Genomic DNA, 18906 nt, shown 5'->3' on the forward strand with positions numbered 1-18906 from the left:
TACCTTTATGTCTTGCAGGACCTGAGCCGCGCGATCACGTTTGTCCAGTACAGGGGCATGGGCAAACCGAGGGGGATCACGCGGCTCATTTCTTTTCCCGGACCAGGAACGGTTCGAGCAGGCCCGGAACCGCCAGCGCCGCCAGCTCCAGGCCGTCGTCGCGGTCCACGTCCACCACGTCGTAGTGGCCCTTGCCCGCGGCGGTGGCGGCGGAGACGGTCAGCAGGCCGCTGCGGCGCTGGAAGTACGACTCGGTGATCGTCCAGCCGGAGACGCCTCTGCGGTCGAGCGCGATCGTCCTGCGTACCACCGCGCCCTGCCTCGTGAGGAGGTGGCGGCGGCCGAGCGCGTGGCCGAGGCTTCTGGCGCTCTCCACGGCCAGCCACATCCCGAACGGCAGCGCCAGCGCGGGGATCGCCCAGACGGCGGCCCGGGACCACTGCCACGGCAGCAGCCAGGACGCCAGGCCGGCGGCCGCGGCCAGCACGGCCACCGTCACCAGCGCCCGCACGATCCGCCGCCGCCCGGCCGCCGCCGGATGCGGCACCAGCGTGCCCATCGCCGGCCCGCCCGCGGCGGCGTCCGGTCCGGCGGCTTCGCCCGCGTCACGCTCGGTCGCCCGGTGCCGGCCCGGGGCCGCGCCGTGGCCGGGCAGGCCGAGCGCATCCGTCCGGGGCGTGACGGGAGTCGGTGGTGCGGCGGGGGTGTTGGCGATCTTGGCGGCGAGGGACCAGGCCAGGGCGCGGGGGAGGGGAGGGGTGAGGGCGGCGGTGTCCTCGGTCTCGTGCTCGTCCGCCTTGCCGAGCCCCGTGGCGATGGTCTTGACGCGGGCCCCGCCGCCCAGCCTCAGCAGCAGCGGCTCGCTGATCTCCACGCCGCGCAGCCTGCGCTCCTCCAAGGTCAGGGACCGGGTGGTCAGCAGGCCGCGGCGGAGGCGGAGGCGGCCGGGCTCGCGTTCCAGCCGGTAACGTCCCCACGACTCGGCGAACAGCAGGACGGCGCCCAGGACGCCGACGGCCAGGTTCACCGCGAGGATCAGCGGGACCGCCACCAGCGGCCGCGCCGTCACCCAGTCCCACAGCCCGTCGGCCGCCTCTGTGACGAGCCTCTTGGCCCCGAACGAGTTCAGCGCCTTGTAGAGCGCCCCGAGCACCAGCGCGGCCCCCGTGAACGACCACAGCGACAGCGGCGCGTACCGGATCCACGACCAGCGCAGCTCCGCCAGCGGCCCGTCGCCGGCCGCGGGCCGCTCGTCCTGGCGCAGCAGGGTACGGCGCAGCGACTCCGCCTCGTGCCTGGCCAGCGGGTCGAGCACGAGCTCGGTCCCCTCGGCCGCGTGCTCGCCCGTGCCCACCTTGACCACGGTCAGGCCGAACACCCGCGCCACCGGGTCGGCCCGCAGGTTCACGCTGCGGACCCGGTCCAGCGGGATCGAGCGGTGCCGGCGGAGAGTGATGCCCGAGCGCAGTTCGAGGCGTTCCCGGGTGAGCCGCCAGCGCGTCGTACGGAGCCTGGCCACGTCATACGCCACCACGGCGGAGACGACCAGCGTCGCGGCCGCCGCGCAGACCGCCGCGATCCCGCCGATCGGCCAGTCCCGGCTCGTCAGGAAGCGCAGGAGACCGGCCACCACGCCGGCGACGATCGCCAGCGACTTGACCGCCGAGGCCAGGAGGCTCCGCCCCGCCAGCCGCCGCCAGCCCTCCTCAAGAAGGGGGTCGTCGTTCACGTGGCGTCCCCCGGCGTGGCCTGGGTGAGGGCGGTGAGGCGTTCGGCCAGCTCGGCCGCCACCGCGTGGTCCAGCGCCTCGATCTTGATGGCCCCCGCGGAGGAGGCCGTGGTCACCGTGACGTCCGCGAGCCCGAACATCCGCTGCACCGGCCCCCGCGCGGTGTCAACCCGCTGGATCCGCGACATCGGCGCCACCCGCCAGGTGTGGGTCAGCCACCCCTTGCGGGTGTAGACCGCCTGGTCGGTGACCTCCCAGCGCTCCACCCGGTAGGTGGCCCGCGGCGCCAGGACGGCCAGCGCCACGCAGCCCGCCGCGAAGAGCGCCACGCACGCCCCCAGCCAGACCGGCCGCGAGGTGAGGATCCAGTACGCCGCCACCGCGGCGGCGGCCACCGGCACCAAGAGGATCAGCCCCTGCACCGTCCACCAGGCGACCGCCCGCGGATCGGCCTGGTTGCGCGGCGGCCGCAGCCCGGCCGGCGTGCCCGCGTTCATCTGCCGCTCTCCGCGTTCTTGCCCGAGTCGACCACGGCCAGCAGCACGAACCCGAGCACGCCGATCACGATGGCCGCGAACACCTCGTAGCCCTCCAGGAACGGCAGCCGGTTGACCACGAGCAGGTCGTGCGCCCACCGCCACCAACCGAACAGGGTGTTCAGCAGGCCGCCCACTCCCTGCAGGAGCAGCAGCCAGCCGAGCAGCGTCAGCACCATTTTCATGGTCCCCAGCGTCGTCCACGGGTCACGGGGGCCGCGTCGGCCGTAGGTCTCGCGCGGCAGCTACTTTGGTCGCTGTCGTCGTACCCTCGGCAGGGCCTAATCTCGATGAACGTGACGCACGAATACCGGTGGGCGCTGCCGTCGGTGCTGCTCGGCGACGGCAGGGAGGGCGGCCGGGTGCGCCGCTCGACCCGCGACTGGATCGTCGACATCGTCATGTTCCTGCTCGCGTGCGGCATCACGGTCATGACCCTGCCGGAGCTCCAGGACGAGCCGGAGCCGCTGCAGCTGCTGGAGCAGGTGGTGGGCGCGCTGTCGTGCGTGGCGGTGTGGCTGCGGCGGCGCTGGCCGGTGGGGTTCGCGCTGGTGGCCACCCTGCTCTCGTCCTATCTGGAGCTCGCCGGCGGGGCCTCGGTCGTCGGGCTGTTCACCGTGGCGGTGCACCGGCCGTTCAAGGTCTCCGGCCCGGTCATGCTGTTCTCCCTCGTCACGCTCGTGCCGTTCATCCTGCTGCGATACCACACCGACGCGGAGCGCGGCGAGATGGTGGCCTTGTCCCTGGCGCTGATGCTGACCGTGTTCGCGTGGGGCGTCGTGGTCAGGGCCCGGCGGCAGCTCGTCTGGTCGCTCAGGCAGCGGGCCGACAGCGCCGCGGAGGAGGCCAAGCGGCTCGAACGCGAGCGCATCGCCCGGGAGATGCACGACGTGCTCGCGCACCGCATCTCCATGCTCAGCCTGCACGCCGGCGCGCTGGAGTTCCGGCCGGACGCGCCCGCCGAGGAGATCGCCAGGGCGGCCGGGGCGATCAGGACCAACGCCCACCTGGCACTGCAGGACCTGCGCGAGGTCATCGGCGTGCTGCGCCACGCGGGGCCGGGCGGCGACGACGACCCGGTGCCCGACCGGCCGCAGCCCACGCTCGCCGACCTGCCCACGCTGGTCGAGGAGTGCCGCCATGCGGGCATGGACGTCCGGCTCGACCTGCGCGCCGGCGGCGACGCGCCGGAAGGGCTCGGCCGCAACGTCTACCGCATCGTCCAGGAGGCGCTCACCAACGCGCGCAAGCACGCGGGCGGGGCGCCCGTGGCGGTCGCCGTCTCGGGCACGCGGGGCGAGGGGCTGTCGGCGGAGGTGCGCAATCCCGTGGGGGTGCGCCACGTCCCGTACATCCCGGGCGCCGGGGCCGGGCTCATCGGGCTGACCGAACGCGCCGAGCTGGCGGGCGGGCGGCTGGAGCACGGCGCGACGCAGGACGGCGAGTTCGTGGTGCGCGCGTGGCTACCCTGGCCGGTGGAGACGACTCGGGAGGACGCATGATCAGGCTGCTGATCGTCGACGACGACGCGATGGTGCGGGCGGGGCTGTCGATGATCCTGGGCGGCGCCGAGGACATCATGATCGTGGCCGAGGCCGGCGACGGGTCCGAGGTGCCGCCGCTGGTGGCCGAGCACCGGCCCGACGTGGTGCTGATGGACATCCGCATGCCGGGCGTCGACGGGCTCACCGCCACCGAGGCGCTGCGCGGCACGTCCGCGCCGCCCGAGGTGGTGGTGCTGACCACGTTCCACGCCGACGCGCAGGTGCTGCGGGCGCTGCGGGCGGGGGCGGCGGGGTTCCTGCTGAAGGACATCGCGCCGGGCGACCTGGTGCAGGCCATCAGGAAGGTGGCCGCGGGCGAGCCGATCCTGTCGCCCGCGGTGACGCGGCAGCTCATCACGCACGTGTCCGACGGCGCCGCGGGAGACCGTACCTCACGGGCGAGGAAGCTGCTCGGCCGGCTCAGCGAGCGGGAGCGGGAGGTGGCGCTGGCCGTGGGGCAGGGCAGGTCCAACGCCGAGATCGCGCGGGAGCTCTACATGAGCGTGCCCACGGTCAAGGCGCACGTCTCGCGCATCCTGTCCAAGCTCGACCTCAACAACCGGGTCCAGGTCGCGCTGCTGGTCTACGACGCCGGCACGTAGTCAGCGGGTCAGGAGCTCCTCGATCGTGGCCCGGTGCAGCACCAGGTCGTTGGGGTCGTCGGGCCTGGGCTGCTCGCCGAAGTGGATCCGGCGCTGCCACACCCTGGCCATGACGATGCCGTGCCGGAGCGCCGCGTACATCTCGTAGAAGTCCATGTCGCGAGGCTCGTACCCCGTGATTTCCTGATATTTCCTGCAAACGTCTTCGCTGCGCATGAAGTCGGGCATGCCAGGAAAGCCTGCGGAGACCGTGATGTCCTGGAAGAAGCGGTGGAGGAAGATCATCCAGGACAGGTCCAGCTCGGGCGGCCCCACCGCGGCCATCTCCCAGTCGAGCACCGCGACCGGGGTGAAGTCCCTGAACATCATGTTCCCGATCCTGGCGTCGCCCCAGCACAGCACGTCCGGCCCGGGCTCCTGCGGCCAGTGCGACTCGAGCCACCGGAAGGCCCGGTCCAGCACCGGGATCGGCCGCTCGCCGTGGGCCCACTCGTAGTACTCCCGCTGCGCCTCGACGTGCGCGCGCAACCCGGCGGCCCCGAACGGGGCCAGCTCCGCGGGCGTGAACTCCGCCCGGTGCAGCGCCGCCAGGACCGCCACACCGGCGTCCTGCAGCCTGCGCCGGTCCGCGGGCGCCGCGTCGAGCAGCCAGCTCCCGAACGTGTACGGCATCACGTCCGGCGGCACGTCGCCGTCCTCGCGCTCCATGACGAGGAACGGCGTGCCCAGGTGTTCCGGGTCCGGCTCGAACCAGAGGGCCCTGGGCGCTGGGATCCCAGCTTTCTGCCTGGCCAGGCGCATGATCTCGAACTGCGCCCGAAGATCATACGAGGGGAACACGGGAACGGCTTCTACCGCAGGTGCGAGCCTGGCTACGCAGCGCGTTCGCCCTTCGTCCCAGGTCGCGGTGAAGAACAGGGTCTCGCTGGACATGCCGTTCTCGGCGGGCCTGGACACTTCAGACACCGAGGCGCTCGCCCCGACCCTCCCGCGCAGCCAGCGGGCCAGACTGTCGCGCAGTTCCACCAGGTCACGGGTGGAGGTGCGGATCTCTTCTGCCATGGTCGGCCTCCTGGGTGAACACCCGTCCCGGCTCAGTCGTATATCCCCAACCAAGCGCTTGTCTAGAGAGAGGTGGCCGTTACGGTCAGGTACGCGGCAGCCGTACCCTTGTCTGAAAGGGCATGTCACGAAGGGACAAGTGGGATGAGTTCAGCGGGTGAAGGCCTGTCTCGCCCGCTTCCCGAGCAGGTGCGGCTCAATGTCGTCGATCTGGCGTCCCAGGTCCTCGGGACGATGCCCGCTGCCTCCATACCGCCGCCCCTTCGCGGGATCGCCAAGTTCGACCCCCGAAAACGCGCCAAACTCGGCAGCGCGCCCATCGCGGCGCAGCTCGAGAACGACAAGAAGTTCCGCGAGCTGGTGGCCGAATCGGTGGAGGCCGGCTGGCCCGAATTGGTGGCGTCCCTGGCCGAGGGAAATGTCCCACCGGCCGCCGACCCCGTGCTCGTGGCCGCGGCCGCCTACCTCACCCGCCCGCCCGGCTGGGCGGAGATGATCGAGGTCGCCCGTACGGACCTGGTGCAGTCGGCCGTGGCGGCCGAGGGGTCGGAGCGCGAGGAGGCCGTCACCCGGCTCCGCGAGCAGCTCGCCGCGCAGAAGACCGCCGCCAAGGAGGAGGCCGACCGGCTGCGCGAGCAGATCAAGGCGGCCCGGGCGGAAAATTCTGATTTGAGGCGCAAGCTCCACGACGCCCGCGAGCGGGCCAAGGGCGCGGTGCAGCGGGCCGACGAGATGGAGCACGCGGCGGAGGACGCCAGGTCGGCCGCCACGGCCGCGGGCACCGCGGGCGAGTCCGAGCTGCGGCGGCTGCGCGAGCGGCTGGCCGACGTGGAGAAGCAGCTGGAGGCCTCGCGCCGGGCCGCCCGCGAGGGCAGGAGCATCGAGGACGCCCGCATCCGGGTGCTGCTCGACGCGCTGCAGGACGCCTCGGCCGGGCTGCGCAGGGAGCTCGCCCTGCCCACGATGATCAGCCGGCCCGCCGACTCGGTCGCCGCGGTCACCGGCGAGCGGCCCGGCGTCCGGGGGGTGCCCGCGCGGGCGCTGGCCGACGACGACCCGCAGCTCCTCGACCAGCTCCTGGCCCTGCCGCAGGTCCACCTGATCATCGACGGCTACAACGTGACCAAGACCGGCTACGGCACGCTCACCCTCGCCGACCAGCGCACCCGGCTCATGACCGGGCTCGGCGGGCTGGTGGCGCAGACCAGGGTCGAGGTCACCGTCGTGTTCGACGGGGCCGAGCTCAACTCCCCGGTGCAGGTCGTGGCGCCGCGCGGGGTGCGGGTGCTGTTCAGCCAGCCGGGGGAGATCGCCGACGATCTGATCCGCCAGCTCGTACGCGCCGAGCCGCCCGGCCGGGCCATGGCCGTGGTGTCGTCGGACCGCGAGGTGGCCGAGTCCGTCAGGCGGATGGGAGCCAGACCCGTTCCGTCTGGTTTGCTGCTGCGCAGGCTGGGCCGGGCCTAGATTACCTGCACCCCTTACGTGCGGATTTGCCGCGCTGTGCCAGGGATATTACGAATTGGGCGGATAACGTGTGACCTCACCCGCCACTTCTGTACTATTCGCCCCAGATATCATCCCTGGGAGGCGACACAGTGAGGTTTGGCAGGGTGCCGGTGGCCGCGGGTCTCGCGTTCGGGCTGGTCCTGTCCCCCATGGGAGCCGCCGTCGCTGATCCCCGGCCCACCCTCGGACAGGCCAAGGCCAAGCTCGACAAGCTCAACGACAAGGCCGACAAGGTCGTCGACCGCTTCAACACGGCCACCGAGCGCTACAAGGCCGCCAAGGGCGCCTACGCCAAGCTGAACGACCGCTACAAGACCAAGCTGGCGACGGTCGCGGACCTGCGCGCCCAGGTGATCGGCATGGCCGTCGACAGCTACAAGCTCGGCACCGACGTGACCTCCCTGCCCGGCCTGGTGAGCGCGGACCGCCCCGACGACTTCCTGATGAGCCTGGCGCTGGCCGGGCAGCTCTCGCGGGAGCGGGCGGAGAAGCTGGCCGCGTTCGACCGGGAGAACCGCGGGCTGAAGGTCGAGCGCGACAAGGCGGAAGAGGCGCTGGAGGCGGCCGACCGGGAACGGGACGGGGTCGAGAAGGAGCGTTCGGAGATCATGAAGCTGATCTCCGAGCAGAAGAAGCTCCTGAAGAAGCTGGGCGCCTACAACCCCGGCAACCCGAACAGCGTCGGCATCCAGTACACGGGCCCGGCCTCGGGCAACGCCGCCGCCGTCCTGCGCTTCGCCTTCGCCCAGGTGGGCAAGCCGTACGTGTTCGGCGGGACGGGTCCGGGCGGCTGGGACTGCTCCGGCCTGACCCAGGCGTCGTGGCGCGCCGCGGGCGTGTCGCTGCCGCGCACGACCTGGCAGCAGTGGGCCTGGGGCGCGAGCCGCAAGGTCTCACTGAGCGCCCTCCAGCCGGGGGACCTCATCTTCAGCTCGAGCCTGGGTCACGTCAGTATCTACGCCGGCGACGGGAAAATCGTTCACGCGCCGCAGACGGGCGACGTGGTCAAGGTCGTCAAACTCTCGGCGTACGGCGGCCGCCTCGTGGGCGCCATCCGCCCGTAGCTACGACGCCGGATCGTTGATCGCATCAGCCGAACGAGGTTCGGTTGATGGGCGATGGGAACGATCCAGCACGCCTGACGAGTCACAACAAGTGTGACAAACGCGACATTTGGGGCCTGACAAACGGGCGCGAAAACAAATGTGAGCAGCGTCACATTTTGGTAACGGAACCTGGTGTTCCAGCAGGGATTTCCCTCCTTACTGACTCCACTATCTGATCTTTACAAGCGGTGTCCCGCTTTGCCGATCCTTGACCCTTCGGCGTAGCTTCTGGCGACGTCGCGGTGAACAAGCCATGTCCCCCGCGAACCCGCACCGGTCTTTCCCGGTGTGAGACAGATAAAGATCCGCTGGTCAACCGCCCAAATGTCCCCATATCAACACATTGGTCGGGACGGTTGGCCTGCCGAATCCGTGCAGCCAGGAGGCACGGAGCCGGGGACCCAGCGATCCCAGTTCCCCAGGGATCAGGGGGTGAATCGGCGCGCACATCGCGCCGTAGGGCGACTTCCAGGCCCGAATCCGTCAGCTAACCCGGTAGGCATTCGTGGAAGAGTCAAGGAGAAATCCTGTCTACCTCCCTGCATAACCCCCGTCTGTCCCGCATTGCCCTGAGTGGCGTAGCGCTCACGATGACCGTGACGGCCGGAGGTGCGATCCTCCATGCCCCAACGGCTCAGGCTGCGACGACCGATTCGGCTTCGACGACCAAGGCGGCCGCAACCGCCGGAACCTCGAAGACGACCTCGGCCGCGGCGCTGAGGGCGGCCAAGGCCGCCCGTCAGAAGGCGAAGGCCCGCAAGGCCGTCGCCGTGGCCAAGAACCAGGTCGGTGACCCGTACCGGTACGGAGGCACAGGCCCCGGTTCGTTCGACTGCTCCGGCCTCGTCCAGTTCGCCTGGAAGAAGGCCGGGGTGAAGCTCCCACGCGTGGCGGCCAGCCAGTTCGCCCGCACCAAGAACAAGATCTCGTGGCGGAACCTCCGGCCCGGCGACCTGATGTTCTTCAGAGGGCTCGGCCACGTGGGCATGTACGTCGGCAAGGGCAAGATGGTCCACTCGCCTCGGACAGGCGAACGGGTTCGCATCGACAAGCTGGGTGGATGGCGGCGGGCGTCGTTCGTCGGCGCTGTTCGTCCCGGCATGTGAAGAAGCCCCGCCCGGCTCCTCCGGGCGGGGCTCTCCCATTGTTACTTTCATTTTTCTTACGGCGGAGCACGGGCGGCACCACCCGCCGCACATGGCCCCACAGCCGCCCAACCCACGGCTCCACGGCCCCTCGGCTCCACGGCCCCTCGGCTCCACGGCCCCTCGGCGACACGGTCACACGGCTCACGGCCCTCGGTTTCATGACGCTCGGGTCACGGCTCACGGGCCAGGCTCCCCGTCCGATGGCGCGGTGTGCGGTCCTCTGGCACGCAGCCACCGCATGCGGTGCGGGTGGACGGCTCTCAAGGGCGCGCAGTTCGGGGTGCGGAGTGGCCGGTCATGGGCCGGCGGGCGGCTACGATCGGGCATCGTGTCAGGGCAGGTGAGTCGGCGGGCCGCGATCGTCTCCGTCCTGCTTCTCGCCGTCGCCCCCGCCAGCGCCCCCACCCCCGATTCCCCCATCCTTCCCGCCGGAGTCCGCGGCCTGTGGGGTGACGGCGAGGTCGTGGCCCGTGGGGCGCGGTCCGTGGTCGTCGGCCGGCACACCGCACCCGCCGAGCTCGGCGACGTCGCACGGAGGGCTGATCGGGCGGGGCGGCGGGTGTCGGCCGTGCTCGGAAGGTCAGTACGACCGCTCGTAGTCGTTCCCTCGTCCGCCGCCGAGGCGGCCGGGCTGGCCGGGGTTGGGCGGGTCGACGGGCTGGCGGCGGTGGCCGATCGCGGGCGCGTGATCATCGTCCCCGAGTTCTTCGCCAAGCTGAACTCCACCGGCAAGGACGTCGTACTCACCCACGAGCTCACCCACGTCGTCGCCGGCACCGACCGCCTGCCCCCATGGCTCTATGAGGGGTTCGCCGACTACGTCGGCTACCGCGACTCCGGGCTCCCCGTGAGGACCGCGGCCGCCGAGCTCGCCGCCGAGGTGCGGGCCGGGAGGCTGCCGAGGGAATTGCCCGGACCTGCGGCTTTCGCGGCTGACGGGCGGGACCCCGTCCGGCTCGCCCGGGCGTACCAGGAGGCTTGGCTGGCGTGTCGCTTCCTGGCTGACCGGTTCGGTGAGAGGACGCTGGTGAGGCTCTACCGTGACGCCCGTGCGGGCGGCGTAGACCGAGCACTCGCCGCGCTCGGCCTCTCCGCGGCCGCGCTGACGGCACGGTGGCGCGACTACGTGCGAGACCAGCTCGCGTGAGGGGGAGGCAGATGAGCGAACGGCGGAACGTGGACGACGCGTCGCAAGAGGCGTCGAAGGAGGGTGAGGAGGCCGAAGGCACCGCGGCTCTGAGTGGCGAGGCGCGCGGTCACGGTGAGAGCGCGTCAGTAAAGGGGGAGGGCGTCAGCCCGGTGTCCGGAGGTGGCGCGTCCGTCAAAGGGGAGAGCGCGGGTCCGGTGGCCGGCGGTGGTGTGTTCGTGAAGGGGGAGAGCGGCGGCGGAAGGCGGGGGCATGGTGAGGGTGTGTCCGTGAACGGGGGAGGGCCGCCGGAGTCCGACGGCGAGCACCGGCTGAGGCGGCAGGCGGCGGTGGCGGCCGTGCTGCTCGGCCTGGTGATCGCGGCCGTGGCCGCCTTCAGCACCCCCTGGCACCTCCTGACCTCCGGACCACCCGACCCGGCCCGCGACTTCACCGCCGCGCAGATCGCCAGGTCCGAGGCGTTCGACGCGGCCAGCACCCTGCCCGGCTACCTCTCGCTGGCCCTCACGCTGATCATCGCCGGCCTGCTCGTCGCCACCCCGCTCGGCGTGAAGCTGGTGGCGTGGCTCAAAGGCCCCTGGTGGGTCCGCGTGGTGCTGGGCGTCGTGGTCATCACCCTCTTCACCCAGCTGATCAAGCTGCCGATCGCCATCTGGGGCGAGACGCTGCTGCGCGGCTACGGCCTGTCCATCCAGACCTGGGGGTCATGGGCAAGCGACCGGCTGAAGAACATCGGTGTCGACGCGTTCATGCTCAGCCTGATGCTGCTGGTGCTCGTGGCGCTGGCCCGCAAGTTCAGGCGGTGGTGGATCCCGGCCGCCGTGGGCGCGTTCGCGCTGACGGTGCTGGCGTCGTTCGTCTACCCGGTGGTGTTCGAGCCGCTGTTCAACGACTTCACGACCATGCAGCAGGGCCAGCTCCGCACCGAGCTCCTGGACATGGCCAAGCGGGACGGCGTGCCGGTCGAGGACGTGCTGGTCGCCGACGCCTCCCGCAGGACGACGGCGCTGAACGCCTACGTGTCCGGGTTCGGCGCCACGCGCCGCATCGTCGTCTACGACACGCTGCTCAAGGCCCCGAAGGCCGAGGTCGAGCTGGTCGTGGCGCACGAGCTGGGCCACGCCAAGACCGACGACGTGCTCTACGGCACGTTCATCGGCGCCCTGGGCGCCGCGCTGGGCGCGATCCTGCTGTTCTGGGTGTTCGACCTGGTACGCCGCCGCACCGGCGTCACAGGCCTGGGCGATCCGCGCGCGGTCGGCGCGGTCATAGGCCTGATGACCTTCGGCTCGCTGCTCATGAGCCCCGCCGAGAACCTGATCAGCCGCCACATCGAGGCCAGGGCCGACCTGCACGCGCTGGACCTCACGCACGATCCGGCCACGTTCATAGCGATGCAGAAACGCCTGGCAGTCACCAATATTTCCGACTTGTCGCCGGATGCGGTGGAATATGTGCTCTATGCGTCCCATCCTTCCAGCCCCGAGCGCATCGCGATGGCCCGTGCATGGGCCAAGCTGAACGGCGTCCCCGTGCAGTGACCCGTGCGGTGACACGTGCAGTGACACGCGCGGTGACCCGTGCGGTGACAAGCGCGGCGACCGGCGCGACGCCGGGTGCGGGGCCCAAGGTGCTCGTCGTCACGAACGACTTCCCGCCCAGGCCGGGCGGCATCCAGTCGTTCGTGCACGGCCTCGCGCTGCGCACGCCGGGCGTGGTCGTCTACGCGCCCGCCTGGCCGGGCTGCGAGGAGTTCGACGAGCTCCAGCCGTTCCCGATCGTGCGGCATCCGACGCGGCTCATGCTCCCGACGCCGGCCGTCGCCCGCAGGGCGGCGAGGCTGGTGGCCGAGCACGGCGCGCAGACCGTGGTGTTCGGGGCGGCGGCGCCGCTCGGGCTGCTCGCCCCCCGCCTGCGCCGGGCGGGCGCGCGGCGCGTGGTGATGCTCACCCACGGACACGAGGCGTCGTGGGCGAGCGCGCCGGGCTTCCGCGCCGTGTTGCGCAGGATCGGCGGGCACGCCGACGTGGTGACGTACCTGGGCGAGTACACGCGCGGCCGCCTGGTCGCCGCCGTCCCGCCGGGCAAGCTCGTACGGCTCGCGCCCGGCGTGGACGTCGGCCAGTTCCGCCCCGACGCGCCCAAGGCCGAGCTGGGCCTGGACGGCAGGCCGGTGGTCGTGTGCGTGTCGCGGCTGGTGCCGAGGAAGGGCCAGGACCAGCTCATCAGGGCCTGGCCCCGGGTGCTGCGCTCGGTGCCGGAGGCGGTGCTGCTGCTGGTCGGCGGCGGCCCCCATCGCGGGACGCTGGAACGCCTGGCGGCGGGGCGGGAGTCGATCAGGTTCACCGGCACGGTGCCGGCCGCGAGCCTGCCCGGTTACTACGCCGCCGCCGACGTGTTCGCGATGCCGTGCCGTACCCGGTGGAAGGGGGTGGACGTGGAAGGGCTCGGGATCGTGTTCCTGGAGGCGTCCGCCACCGGGCTGCCGGTGGTGGCGGGCGCGTCCGGCGGCGCGCCCGACGCCGTGCGGCCCGGCGAGACGGGGCTGGTCGTGGACGGAGAGGACCCGGGCGAGGTGGCCCAGGCGATCGTCGAGCTGCTGACCGACCCTGACAAGGCCCGCAAGATGGGCGCGGGCGGCCGCGACTGGATCGCCCGCGACTGGGCGTGGGAGCACGTGGCCGCCCGCTTCCGCACCCTCCTCTAGCCCTTGGTGGCCCCCAGCGTCAGACCGGCGACGAACTGCTTGTGCAGGAGCTGGAAGACGATCAGCGTGGGCAGCGCCACCAGCACCGACCCGGCGGCCAGCAGGTTGTAGTCGGTGAAGAACTGGCCGCGCAGGTTGTTCAGCGCGGAGGTGACCGGCAGCTTGTCGCCCGACGACATCAGCACCAGCGCCCACAGGAAGTCGTTGTACATCCAGGTGAACTGCAGCGTGGACAGCGCCGCCAGCACCGGACGGCACAGCGGCAGCGTCAGCCGCCAGTACCGCTTCCACACCGAGGCCCCGTCCACCAGCGCCGCCTCGGTGATCTCCTCGGGGATCGTGCGCATGAAGTTCGCCATGACGAACACGCAGAAGCCGAACTGGAACGCCACGTGGACGAGGATCAGCCCCAGGTAGGAGTCGTAGAGCGACTGCGAGTCCGACAGCCACGCGGGCAGCGGGACGAGGGTGTAGAGGGTGTAGAGGGGGGTGATGAGGACCTGCGGCGGCAGCAGGTTCCCGGCGGTGAACACGATCAGCAGCGCCTTGCGCCCGGGAATGCGCAGCCGCGCGATGGCGAAGGCCGTGAACGAGGCCATGAACAACGTGATCAGCACGCCGGGCACGACGATGATCAACGTGTTGAGGTAGTAGCGGGGCAGCTCGGCCTGGGACCACGCCTGCCCGTAGTAGCCGAGCGTGAGGTGCTCGGGCAGCGAGAAGTAGCCCAGGCGGGCGGTCTCCTCGTACGGGCGCAGCGACGCGTAGACGGCCAGCGCGAGCGGCAGCAGCCACCCGAGGGCCACCAGCGTCAGGAAGGCGTGCAGCAGGATCCGCAGCGGCCGCACCGGACGCCGGGACGTCGCGCGCCGCTCCTGGGCCGGGGGAGCGGCGGGCGGGGCCGTGAGCGTCATCGTTCCTCCCTGAACATCTGCGACAGGTAGGTGACGATGAACCCCAGCGAGATCACCAGCAGGATCACCGCGATCGCCGAGCCGAACCCGATCCTGCTGGCCTCGCCCACGATGTTCTCGGTGACGAGCACGGACAGCAGCTCCAGCCCGTTCCTGCCCTTGTTGATGGCGTAGACGATGTCGAAGGCCCGCAGCGCCTCGATCACCGTGATGACCAGCACGATCACGTTGACCGGCCGCAGGGTCGGGAACACCACGCGGAAGAACGCCTGCCGCTCGTCGGCCCCGTCGATGGCCGCCGCCTCCTTCAGCGCCGGATCGACCGCCTTCAGCCCGGCCAGGTAGATGATCATGACGTAGCCGACGTGCCGCCACCCGGCCGCGACCATGACGACCCAGATGTTGATCGAGCTGTCGCCCAGCCAGTCCACGGTCAGCCCGGTCACCGCGTTCAGCACGCCGTAGTCGGAGGAGTAGACGAGCTGCGCGATGAAGCCCACGACGGCCAGCGACAGCACGACCGGCATGTAGAGCGCGCTCTGGTAGACGCGCGACAGCCGCAGCCGCCGGTCCAGCAGCACCGCGCAGAACAGCCCGAACGGCGTCGCGACCAGCCCGAGGAAGCCCAGCCACAGCAGGTTGTTGCGGACGGCCGACCAGAACGGCGGATATTCGGCCGCCAGGTCGTGGTAGTTCTGCCCGCCCACCCACTCGATCGGCCCGATGCCGTTCCAGTCGGTGGCGGAGAGCCCGACGGAGGCCAGCGTGGGCCCCCAGATGAGGCCCACGTTGACGACGATGGCCATCCCCAGCCCGATGACCAGGATGGTCACGTCGCGGGCGGAGTAGCGGCGGGTTTTGACTGCCATCAGCGGAAGATGTTGGCCTTCTGCTTCTCGATGCTCGCCAGCAGGGAGTCGATCTCGCCGGGCTTGCTCACGAACGACTGCAGCGACGGGATCATCACGGTGGAGGCGAAGTCCGGCCGCGTGTCGCGGTCGAGGAACTGCGCGATGTGGGTGGCCTTCGACACCAGCTCGGCGCCGCGCTTCTGCAGGGCGCTGTAGCCGGAGGTGTCGGCCTTGGAGCTGGCGGCCAGCGTGCCCGGGTCCAGCTTCGTGGCGATGTTCTGCGAGGAGGCCTGGGCGAGTTGCTTGAGCAGCGCCTTGGCGCCGTCCACGTTCTTGGCCTTGGCGGAGATCATGTAGCCGTCGATGGGGGCGTCGATCGAGTCGGTCCCGTACGCCGGGTTGATCTCGGGGAAGGTGAAGAAGTCGAGGTCCGCGCGGTCGGCCTCGGGGAACTGCTGGGCGACGAACATCCCCAGGAGGTACATCCCGGTCTTCTTCTGCGCCAGCGACTGCCCGGCCTCCTGCCAGGTGCGGCCGAGCGCGGCCGGCTGGTGGTACTCCATCAGCCCCCGCCAGGTGTCGAAGACCTGCTTGACCTTCGGGTCGGTCCACGACTCCTTGCCCGCCATGAGCGAGACGTGGAAGTCGTAGCCGTTGATCCGCATGTTGAGAATGTCGAACGTGCCCATCGCCGGCCAGCCGTCCTTGTCGGCGAACGCGATCGGGATGAGCCCGTCGGCCTTCATCTTCCTGGCCAGCGCGGTGAACTCGTCCAGCGTGGCCGGCGGCTGGTATCCCTTCTCCTGCCAGACGCTCTTGCGGTAGAAGACCGCCCAGGGGTAGTACGTGGCCGGCACGAAGTACTGCTTGCCGTCGGTCCCGGTCGACTGGTCCTTGAACGCCTGCGTGTAGTCGCCGCCGATCTCCCGCCACACGTCCGAGACGTCGGTCGCCAGCCCCTGCGCGGCGAAGAACTGCATCCGGTAGCCCGCGAACCAGGTGAACACGTCGTCGGGCGTGCCGCGCAGGTAGCGGTTGATGTTCTCCTGGAACGTGTTGTGGTCCACCGTGTTGATCTTGACCGTGGCCTGCGTGAAGGCCTTCACCTGGGTATCCAGGGACTTCTTCGGGATCTCGTCGGAGGCGTTGGAGCCGATCGTGACCGTCCCCAGGTTGCCGGCGGTCTTGCCGCCGGCGGGGGCCGGGGTGTCGTCGGAGCCGCAGCCGACGAGGGCGGCCGGCACGCCGAGCGCGGCGGCACCGAGCAGGAGATGGCGACGGGAGATCGGCAGACGTTGGTCCATGATGGGTTCCTCCTAGCCGGACCCTTCAAATCCCCCCGACTTCACTCACCTTCATTCAGCGAAAACCCAACATTTCCAACTGTCAACGCACATTTCTATGACCTTGCCCAGCGGCCACGCCGTGTCATGATGCGATCGAACCGGTGTCGGAACCTGTCGGGATCTGGTGATGCGATGCTCGCCCAGCAGCGTCAGCAGGCGATTCTGGAGCTCGTCAGGCAGAACGGCGGCGTCCGCGTGGTCGAGCTGGTGCGCGCGTTCGGCGTCTCCGACATCACCATCCGCCGCGACCTGGAGCTGCTGGCCGGGCGCGGCCTGCTGGCCAAGGTGCACGGCGGCGCCACCAGCGTCGGCTCCACGGACGAGCCGGGTTTCGCGGTCAAATCGGTGCGCCAGGAGGGGGAGAAGCGGGCCATCGCCCGCCGCGCCGCCGCCCTCGTACGGCCCGGCGCCACCGTGGCGCTCTCGGCCGGCACCACCACCTGGACCCTCGCCCGCCGCCTGGCCGCCGTCCCGGCCCTGACCGTCGTGACGAACTCGGTGCGCGTCGCCGAGGTCTTCCGCCACGCCGGCAGGGGCGACCAGACGGTCGTGCTCACCGGCGGCGTGCGCACCCCGTCGGACGCCCTGGTCGGCCCGGTGGCGGTGGCCGCGATTCACCGGCTCAACGTGGACCTGCTGTTCCTCGGCGTGCACGGCATGACCGTCAGGGCCGGCTTCACCACCCCGAACATGATGGAGGCGGAGACCGACCGCGCCCTCGTGGAGGCGGCGGGCCGGCTCGTCGTGCCCGCCGACCACACCAAGTGGGGCACGGTCGGCATCAGCACCATCGCCGAGCTGCGCGAGGCGGACGTGCTCGTCAGCGACTCAGGCCTGCCGCAGCCGGCCAGAGAGGAGCTGGCCGGGCACGTGGGCGAGCTCCTCATCGCCGAGGCGCCCGGCCCCGCGTGACCACGACGGCGACTGAGCCGTCAGTGCTTCCCGTCGTAGAGCCCGTCGATCTCCTTGGCGAAGTCGCGCATGACGAGGTTGCGCTTGACCTTGAGCGTGGGCGTCAGGTGCCCGCTGTCCTCGGTGATGTCCCGGTCCAGGATCGTGAACTTCTTGATCTGCTCGGCCTTCGACACCAGCAGGTTGGCCCGGTCGACCGCCTCCTGGACCTGCGCCAGCACCGCCGGGTCCGTGCGCAGCTCGGTGGCGGAGGCCCCGTCGGGCAGCGCCTCGGGGTCGAGGGTGATCATGGCGGCGACGAAGGGCCGGCCGTCGCCGACGATCATGGCCTGGGAGACCAGCGGGTGGGCGCGCAGCGCGTCCTCCAGCGGCCCCGGGGCGACGTTCTTGCCTGCCGCCGTCACCAGGATCTCCTTCTTGCGGCCCGTGATCCGCAGGTAGCCGTCGGCGTCCAGCTCGCCGATGTCGCCCGTGTGGAACCAGCCCTCGGCGTCGATCACCTCGGCCGTGGCCTCGTCGTTCTTCCAGTAGCCCGGGAAGACGTTCCGGCCCTTGGCCAGGATCTCCCCGTCGTCGCCGATGCGCAGGCTCACGCCGGGCAGCGGCTTGCCGACCGTGCCGATCTTGTTGCCGTACGGCATGTTGACCGTGCACGGCCCCGTGGTCTCCGTCAGGCCGTAGCCCTCGAAGACCTCGATGCCGACGCCCTTGAAGAAATGGCCGAGCCGCTCGCCCAGCGCGCCGCCGCCGGAGACGGCGGCCGACAGGCGGCCGCCCGTGGCCGCGCGGAGCTTGGTGTACACCAGCCGGTCGAACAGCAGGTGCTTCAGCCGGAGCCCGAGCGGCGCGCCGGCGGCGGAGGCGCGGCTCGAGGCCATCGCCACGTCCACCGCGCTGGCGAAGATCTTGCCCTTGCCGCCCGAGATGGCCTTCTGCTCGGCGCCGTTGTAGACCTTCTCGAACACGCGAGGCACGCCCAGCAGGAACGTGGGCTTGAAGTCCTGCAGGTCGGGGGCGACGTTCTTCATGTTGGGGGTGTGCGCGATGACCGCGCCCGCCTCGATCAGCACCACCTGGATGATCCGGGCGAGGATGTGCGCCAGCGGCAGGAACAGCAGGGCCGCCGGGTCCTTGGTGGCGAACAGCGGCTCCAGCGGCCCGCGCAGCACGTTGCGGGCGGTGAAGAGCAGGTTGTCGTGGGTGATGCGGCAGCCCTTGGGCCGTCCGGTGGTGCCCGAGGTGTAGACGACCGTGGCGAGGTCGGCGATGCCCACCTGCTCGCGCCGCCGATCCACCTCCGCGTCGGAGACGTCACCCGCCTCCAGGGCGCCGTCGACCCGCCAGACCTGCTTCAGCTCGGGCGCGGCCTCCCTGGCGGTCTCCTCGTGCTCGTCCAGCTCGACGAACACCGCCTTCGCCTCGCTGTCGGTCAGGATCCACCTGACCTGCTCGACCGAGGACGTCTCGTAGATCGGCACGGTGACCGCCCCGACCGTCCAGATGGCGTAGTCGACCAGCGTCCACTCGTAACGGGTGCGCGACATCAGCGCGACCCGGTCGCCGTGCGAGATCCCCGCCGCGATCAGCCCCTTGGCCACCTCGACCACCTGGTCGCGGAACTCGGAGGCGGTGACCACGGGCCAGCCGGAGTCCGTCTTGCGGCGCATGATCACGGCGCCCGGCTCCTGCTCGGCCCGCTTGAACACGGTGTCGGACAGGCCTGCGGAGGCAGGCACATCGACCAGGACGGGAACGCTGTACTCGCGCAACGGATCAACTCCTCTTCGGGGACC

At 70.9% G+C, this 18906-nt stretch carries 17 protein-coding genes and 1 riboswitch; of the genes, 9 read left to right on the plus strand and 8 right to left on the minus strand.

Annotated features, from left to right (window positions below; all coding sequences use genetic code 11):
* Nucleotides 1–85 precede the first annotated feature (85 nt).
* From ACWDRB_RS04085 to ACWDRB_RS04095, 3 genes are read right to left on the minus strand one after another with little or no spacing between them, the layout of a single operon-like run.
* Nucleotides 86–1729, minus strand: coding sequence for a PH domain-containing protein (locus ACWDRB_RS04085; RefSeq protein ID WP_449891791.1), 1644 nt, complete (start codon nt 1727–1729; stop codon nt 86–88).
* A complete protein-coding gene (locus tag ACWDRB_RS04090; RefSeq protein WP_449891792.1) occupies nt 1726–2226 on the minus strand; it encodes a PH domain-containing protein in 501 nt (166 codons plus the stop codon). Before ACWDRB_RS04090 ends, ACWDRB_RS04085 begins: the two co-directional genes overlap by 4 nt.
* A complete protein-coding gene (locus ACWDRB_RS04095; protein WP_350728950.1) occupies nt 2223–2450 on the minus strand; it encodes a hypothetical protein in 228 nt (75 codons plus the stop codon). The genes ACWDRB_RS04090 and ACWDRB_RS04095 overlap by 4 nt, the downstream gene beginning before the upstream one ends.
* Nucleotides 2451–2555: 105 nt before the next feature.
* On the opposite strand from ACWDRB_RS04095, the gene ACWDRB_RS04100 reads away from it, so the two are divergent.
* Both ACWDRB_RS04100 and ACWDRB_RS04105 read left to right on the plus strand, forming a co-directional pair.
* On the plus strand, nt 2556–3767 hold the full coding sequence (locus tag ACWDRB_RS04100) for a sensor histidine kinase (RefSeq protein ID WP_449891793.1): 1212 nt from the start codon (nt 2556–2558) through the stop codon (nt 3765–3767).
* Nucleotides 3764–4411 (plus strand): response regulator, encoded by a 648-nt coding sequence (locus ACWDRB_RS04105; RefSeq protein WP_397365943.1) that lies wholly within the window; start codon nt 3764–3766, stop codon nt 4409–4411. The genes ACWDRB_RS04100 and ACWDRB_RS04105 overlap by 4 nt, the downstream gene beginning before the upstream one ends.
* On the opposite strand, the gene ACWDRB_RS04110 is transcribed toward ACWDRB_RS04105, so the two are convergent.
* Nucleotides 4412–5473, minus strand: coding sequence for a phosphotransferase family protein (locus tag ACWDRB_RS04110; RefSeq protein WP_449891794.1), 1062 nt, complete (start codon nt 5471–5473; stop codon nt 4412–4414).
* Between the two features lie 144 nt (nt 5474–5617).
* On the opposite strand from ACWDRB_RS04110, the gene ACWDRB_RS04115 reads away from it, so the two are divergent.
* From ACWDRB_RS04115 to ACWDRB_RS04140, 6 genes are all read left to right on the plus strand, one after another.
* Nucleotides 5618–6940, plus strand: a complete 1323-nt coding sequence (locus ACWDRB_RS04115; RefSeq protein WP_449891795.1) for an NYN domain-containing protein — start codon at nt 5618–5620, stop codon at nt 6938–6940.
* Nucleotides 6941–7071: 131 nt separating this feature from the next.
* Nucleotides 7072–8046 carry an NlpC/P60 family protein gene (locus ACWDRB_RS04120; RefSeq protein ID WP_449891796.1) on the plus strand — a complete coding sequence of 325 codons (975 nt, stop codon included), beginning with the start codon at nt 7072–7074 and terminating at the stop codon, nt 8044–8046.
* Nucleotides 8047–8440: 394 nt separating this feature from the next.
* A riboswitch (cyclic di-AMP (ydaO/yuaA leader) is annotated at nt 8441–8605 on the plus strand.
* 73 nt (nt 8606–8678) lie between these two features.
* The gene (locus ACWDRB_RS04125) at nt 8679–9194 is read left to right on the plus strand and encodes a C40 family peptidase (protein ID WP_449891797.1); all 516 of its coding nucleotides are present in this window, start codon (nt 8679–8681) and stop codon (nt 9192–9194) included.
* A gap of 370 nt (nt 9195–9564) precedes the next feature.
* The gene (locus ACWDRB_RS04130) at nt 9565–10383 is read left to right on the plus strand and encodes a hypothetical protein (protein ID WP_449891798.1); all 819 of its coding nucleotides are present in this window, start codon (nt 9565–9567) and stop codon (nt 10381–10383) included.
* An 11-nt stretch (nt 10384–10394) separates the two neighbouring features.
* Entirely contained in the window at nt 10395–11924 is a 1530-nt protein-coding gene (locus tag ACWDRB_RS04135; RefSeq protein ID WP_449891799.1) for a M48 family metallopeptidase, read from the plus strand.
* A 44-nt stretch (nt 11925–11968) separates the two neighbouring features.
* On the plus strand, nt 11969–13090 hold the full coding sequence (locus ACWDRB_RS04140; RefSeq protein WP_449891800.1) for a glycosyltransferase family 4 protein: 1122 nt from the start codon (nt 11969–11971) through the stop codon (nt 13088–13090).
* Here the strand turns inward: ACWDRB_RS04140 and ACWDRB_RS04145 are convergent.
* From ACWDRB_RS04145 to ACWDRB_RS04155, 3 genes are read right to left on the minus strand one after another with little or no spacing between them, the layout of a single operon-like run.
* Entirely contained in the window at nt 13087–14004 is a 918-nt protein-coding gene (locus ACWDRB_RS04145) for a carbohydrate ABC transporter permease (RefSeq protein ID WP_449891801.1), read from the minus strand. The two genes, ACWDRB_RS04140 and ACWDRB_RS04145, sit on opposite strands and share 4 nt — an antisense overlap.
* A complete protein-coding gene (locus ACWDRB_RS04150) occupies nt 14001–14873 on the minus strand; it encodes a carbohydrate ABC transporter permease (RefSeq protein ID WP_364251226.1) in 873 nt (290 codons plus the stop codon). Before ACWDRB_RS04150 ends, ACWDRB_RS04145 begins: the two co-directional genes overlap by 4 nt.
* The gene (locus ACWDRB_RS04155) at nt 14873–16159 is read right to left on the minus strand and encodes an ABC transporter substrate-binding protein (RefSeq protein WP_449891802.1); all 1287 of its coding nucleotides are present in this window, start codon (nt 16157–16159) and stop codon (nt 14873–14875) included. Before ACWDRB_RS04155 ends, ACWDRB_RS04150 begins: the two co-directional genes overlap by 1 nt.
* Nucleotides 16160–16333: 174 nt before the next feature.
* Here ACWDRB_RS04155 and ACWDRB_RS04160 point away from each other — a divergent pair, with 174 nt between their 5' ends.
* On the plus strand, nt 16334–17113 hold the full coding sequence (locus tag ACWDRB_RS04160; RefSeq protein ID WP_449891803.1) for a DeoR/GlpR family DNA-binding transcription regulator: 780 nt from the start codon (nt 16334–16336) through the stop codon (nt 17111–17113).
* A 20-nt stretch (nt 17114–17133) separates the two neighbouring features.
* Here the strand turns inward: ACWDRB_RS04160 and ACWDRB_RS04165 are convergent, their stop codons facing one another.
* A complete protein-coding gene (locus tag ACWDRB_RS04165) occupies nt 17134–18882 on the minus strand; it encodes an AMP-dependent synthetase/ligase (protein WP_449891804.1) in 1749 nt (582 codons plus the stop codon).
* Nucleotides 18883–18906: the final 24 nt, after the last annotated feature.

The sequence above is a fragment of the Nonomuraea sp. NPDC003707 genome (assembly GCF_053587055.1).

Coding starts and splice junctions, on each gene's coding strand:
- ACWDRB_RS04090 (WP_449891792.1), bottom strand. CDS start 2,226: ATGAACGCGGGCACGCCGGCCGGGCTGCGGCCGCCGCGCAACCAGGCC.
- ACWDRB_RS04095 (WP_350728950.1), bottom strand. CDS start 2,450: ATGAAAATGGTGCTGACGCTGCTCGGCTGGCTGCTGCTCCTGCAGGGA.
- ACWDRB_RS04100 (WP_449891793.1), top strand. CDS start 2,556: ATGAACGTGACGCACGAATACCGGTGGGCGCTGCCGTCGGTGCTGCTC.
- ACWDRB_RS04105 (WP_397365943.1), top strand. CDS start 3,764: ATGATCAGGCTGCTGATCGTCGACGACGACGCGATGGTGCGGGCGGGG.
- ACWDRB_RS04110 (WP_449891794.1), bottom strand. CDS start 5,473: ATGGCAGAAGAGATCCGCACCTCCACCCGTGACCTGGTGGAACTGCGC.
- ACWDRB_RS04115 (WP_449891795.1), top strand. CDS start 5,618: ATGAGTTCAGCGGGTGAAGGCCTGTCTCGCCCGCTTCCCGAGCAGGTG.
- ACWDRB_RS04125 (WP_449891797.1), top strand. CDS start 8,679: ATGACCGTGACGGCCGGAGGTGCGATCCTCCATGCCCCAACGGCTCAG.
- ACWDRB_RS04135 (WP_449891799.1), top strand. CDS start 10,395: ATGAGCGAACGGCGGAACGTGGACGACGCGTCGCAAGAGGCGTCGAAG.
- ACWDRB_RS04145 (WP_449891801.1), bottom strand. CDS start 14,004: ATGACGCTCACGGCCCCGCCCGCCGCTCCCCCGGCCCAGGAGCGGCGC.
- ACWDRB_RS04150 (WP_364251226.1), bottom strand. CDS start 14,873: ATGGCAGTCAAAACCCGCCGCTACTCCGCCCGCGACGTGACCATCCTG.
- ACWDRB_RS04155 (WP_449891802.1), bottom strand. CDS start 16,159: ATGGACCAACGTCTGCCGATCTCCCGTCGCCATCTCCTGCTCGGTGCC.
- ACWDRB_RS04160 (WP_449891803.1), top strand. CDS start 16,334: ATGCTCGCCCAGCAGCGTCAGCAGGCGATTCTGGAGCTCGTCAGGCAG.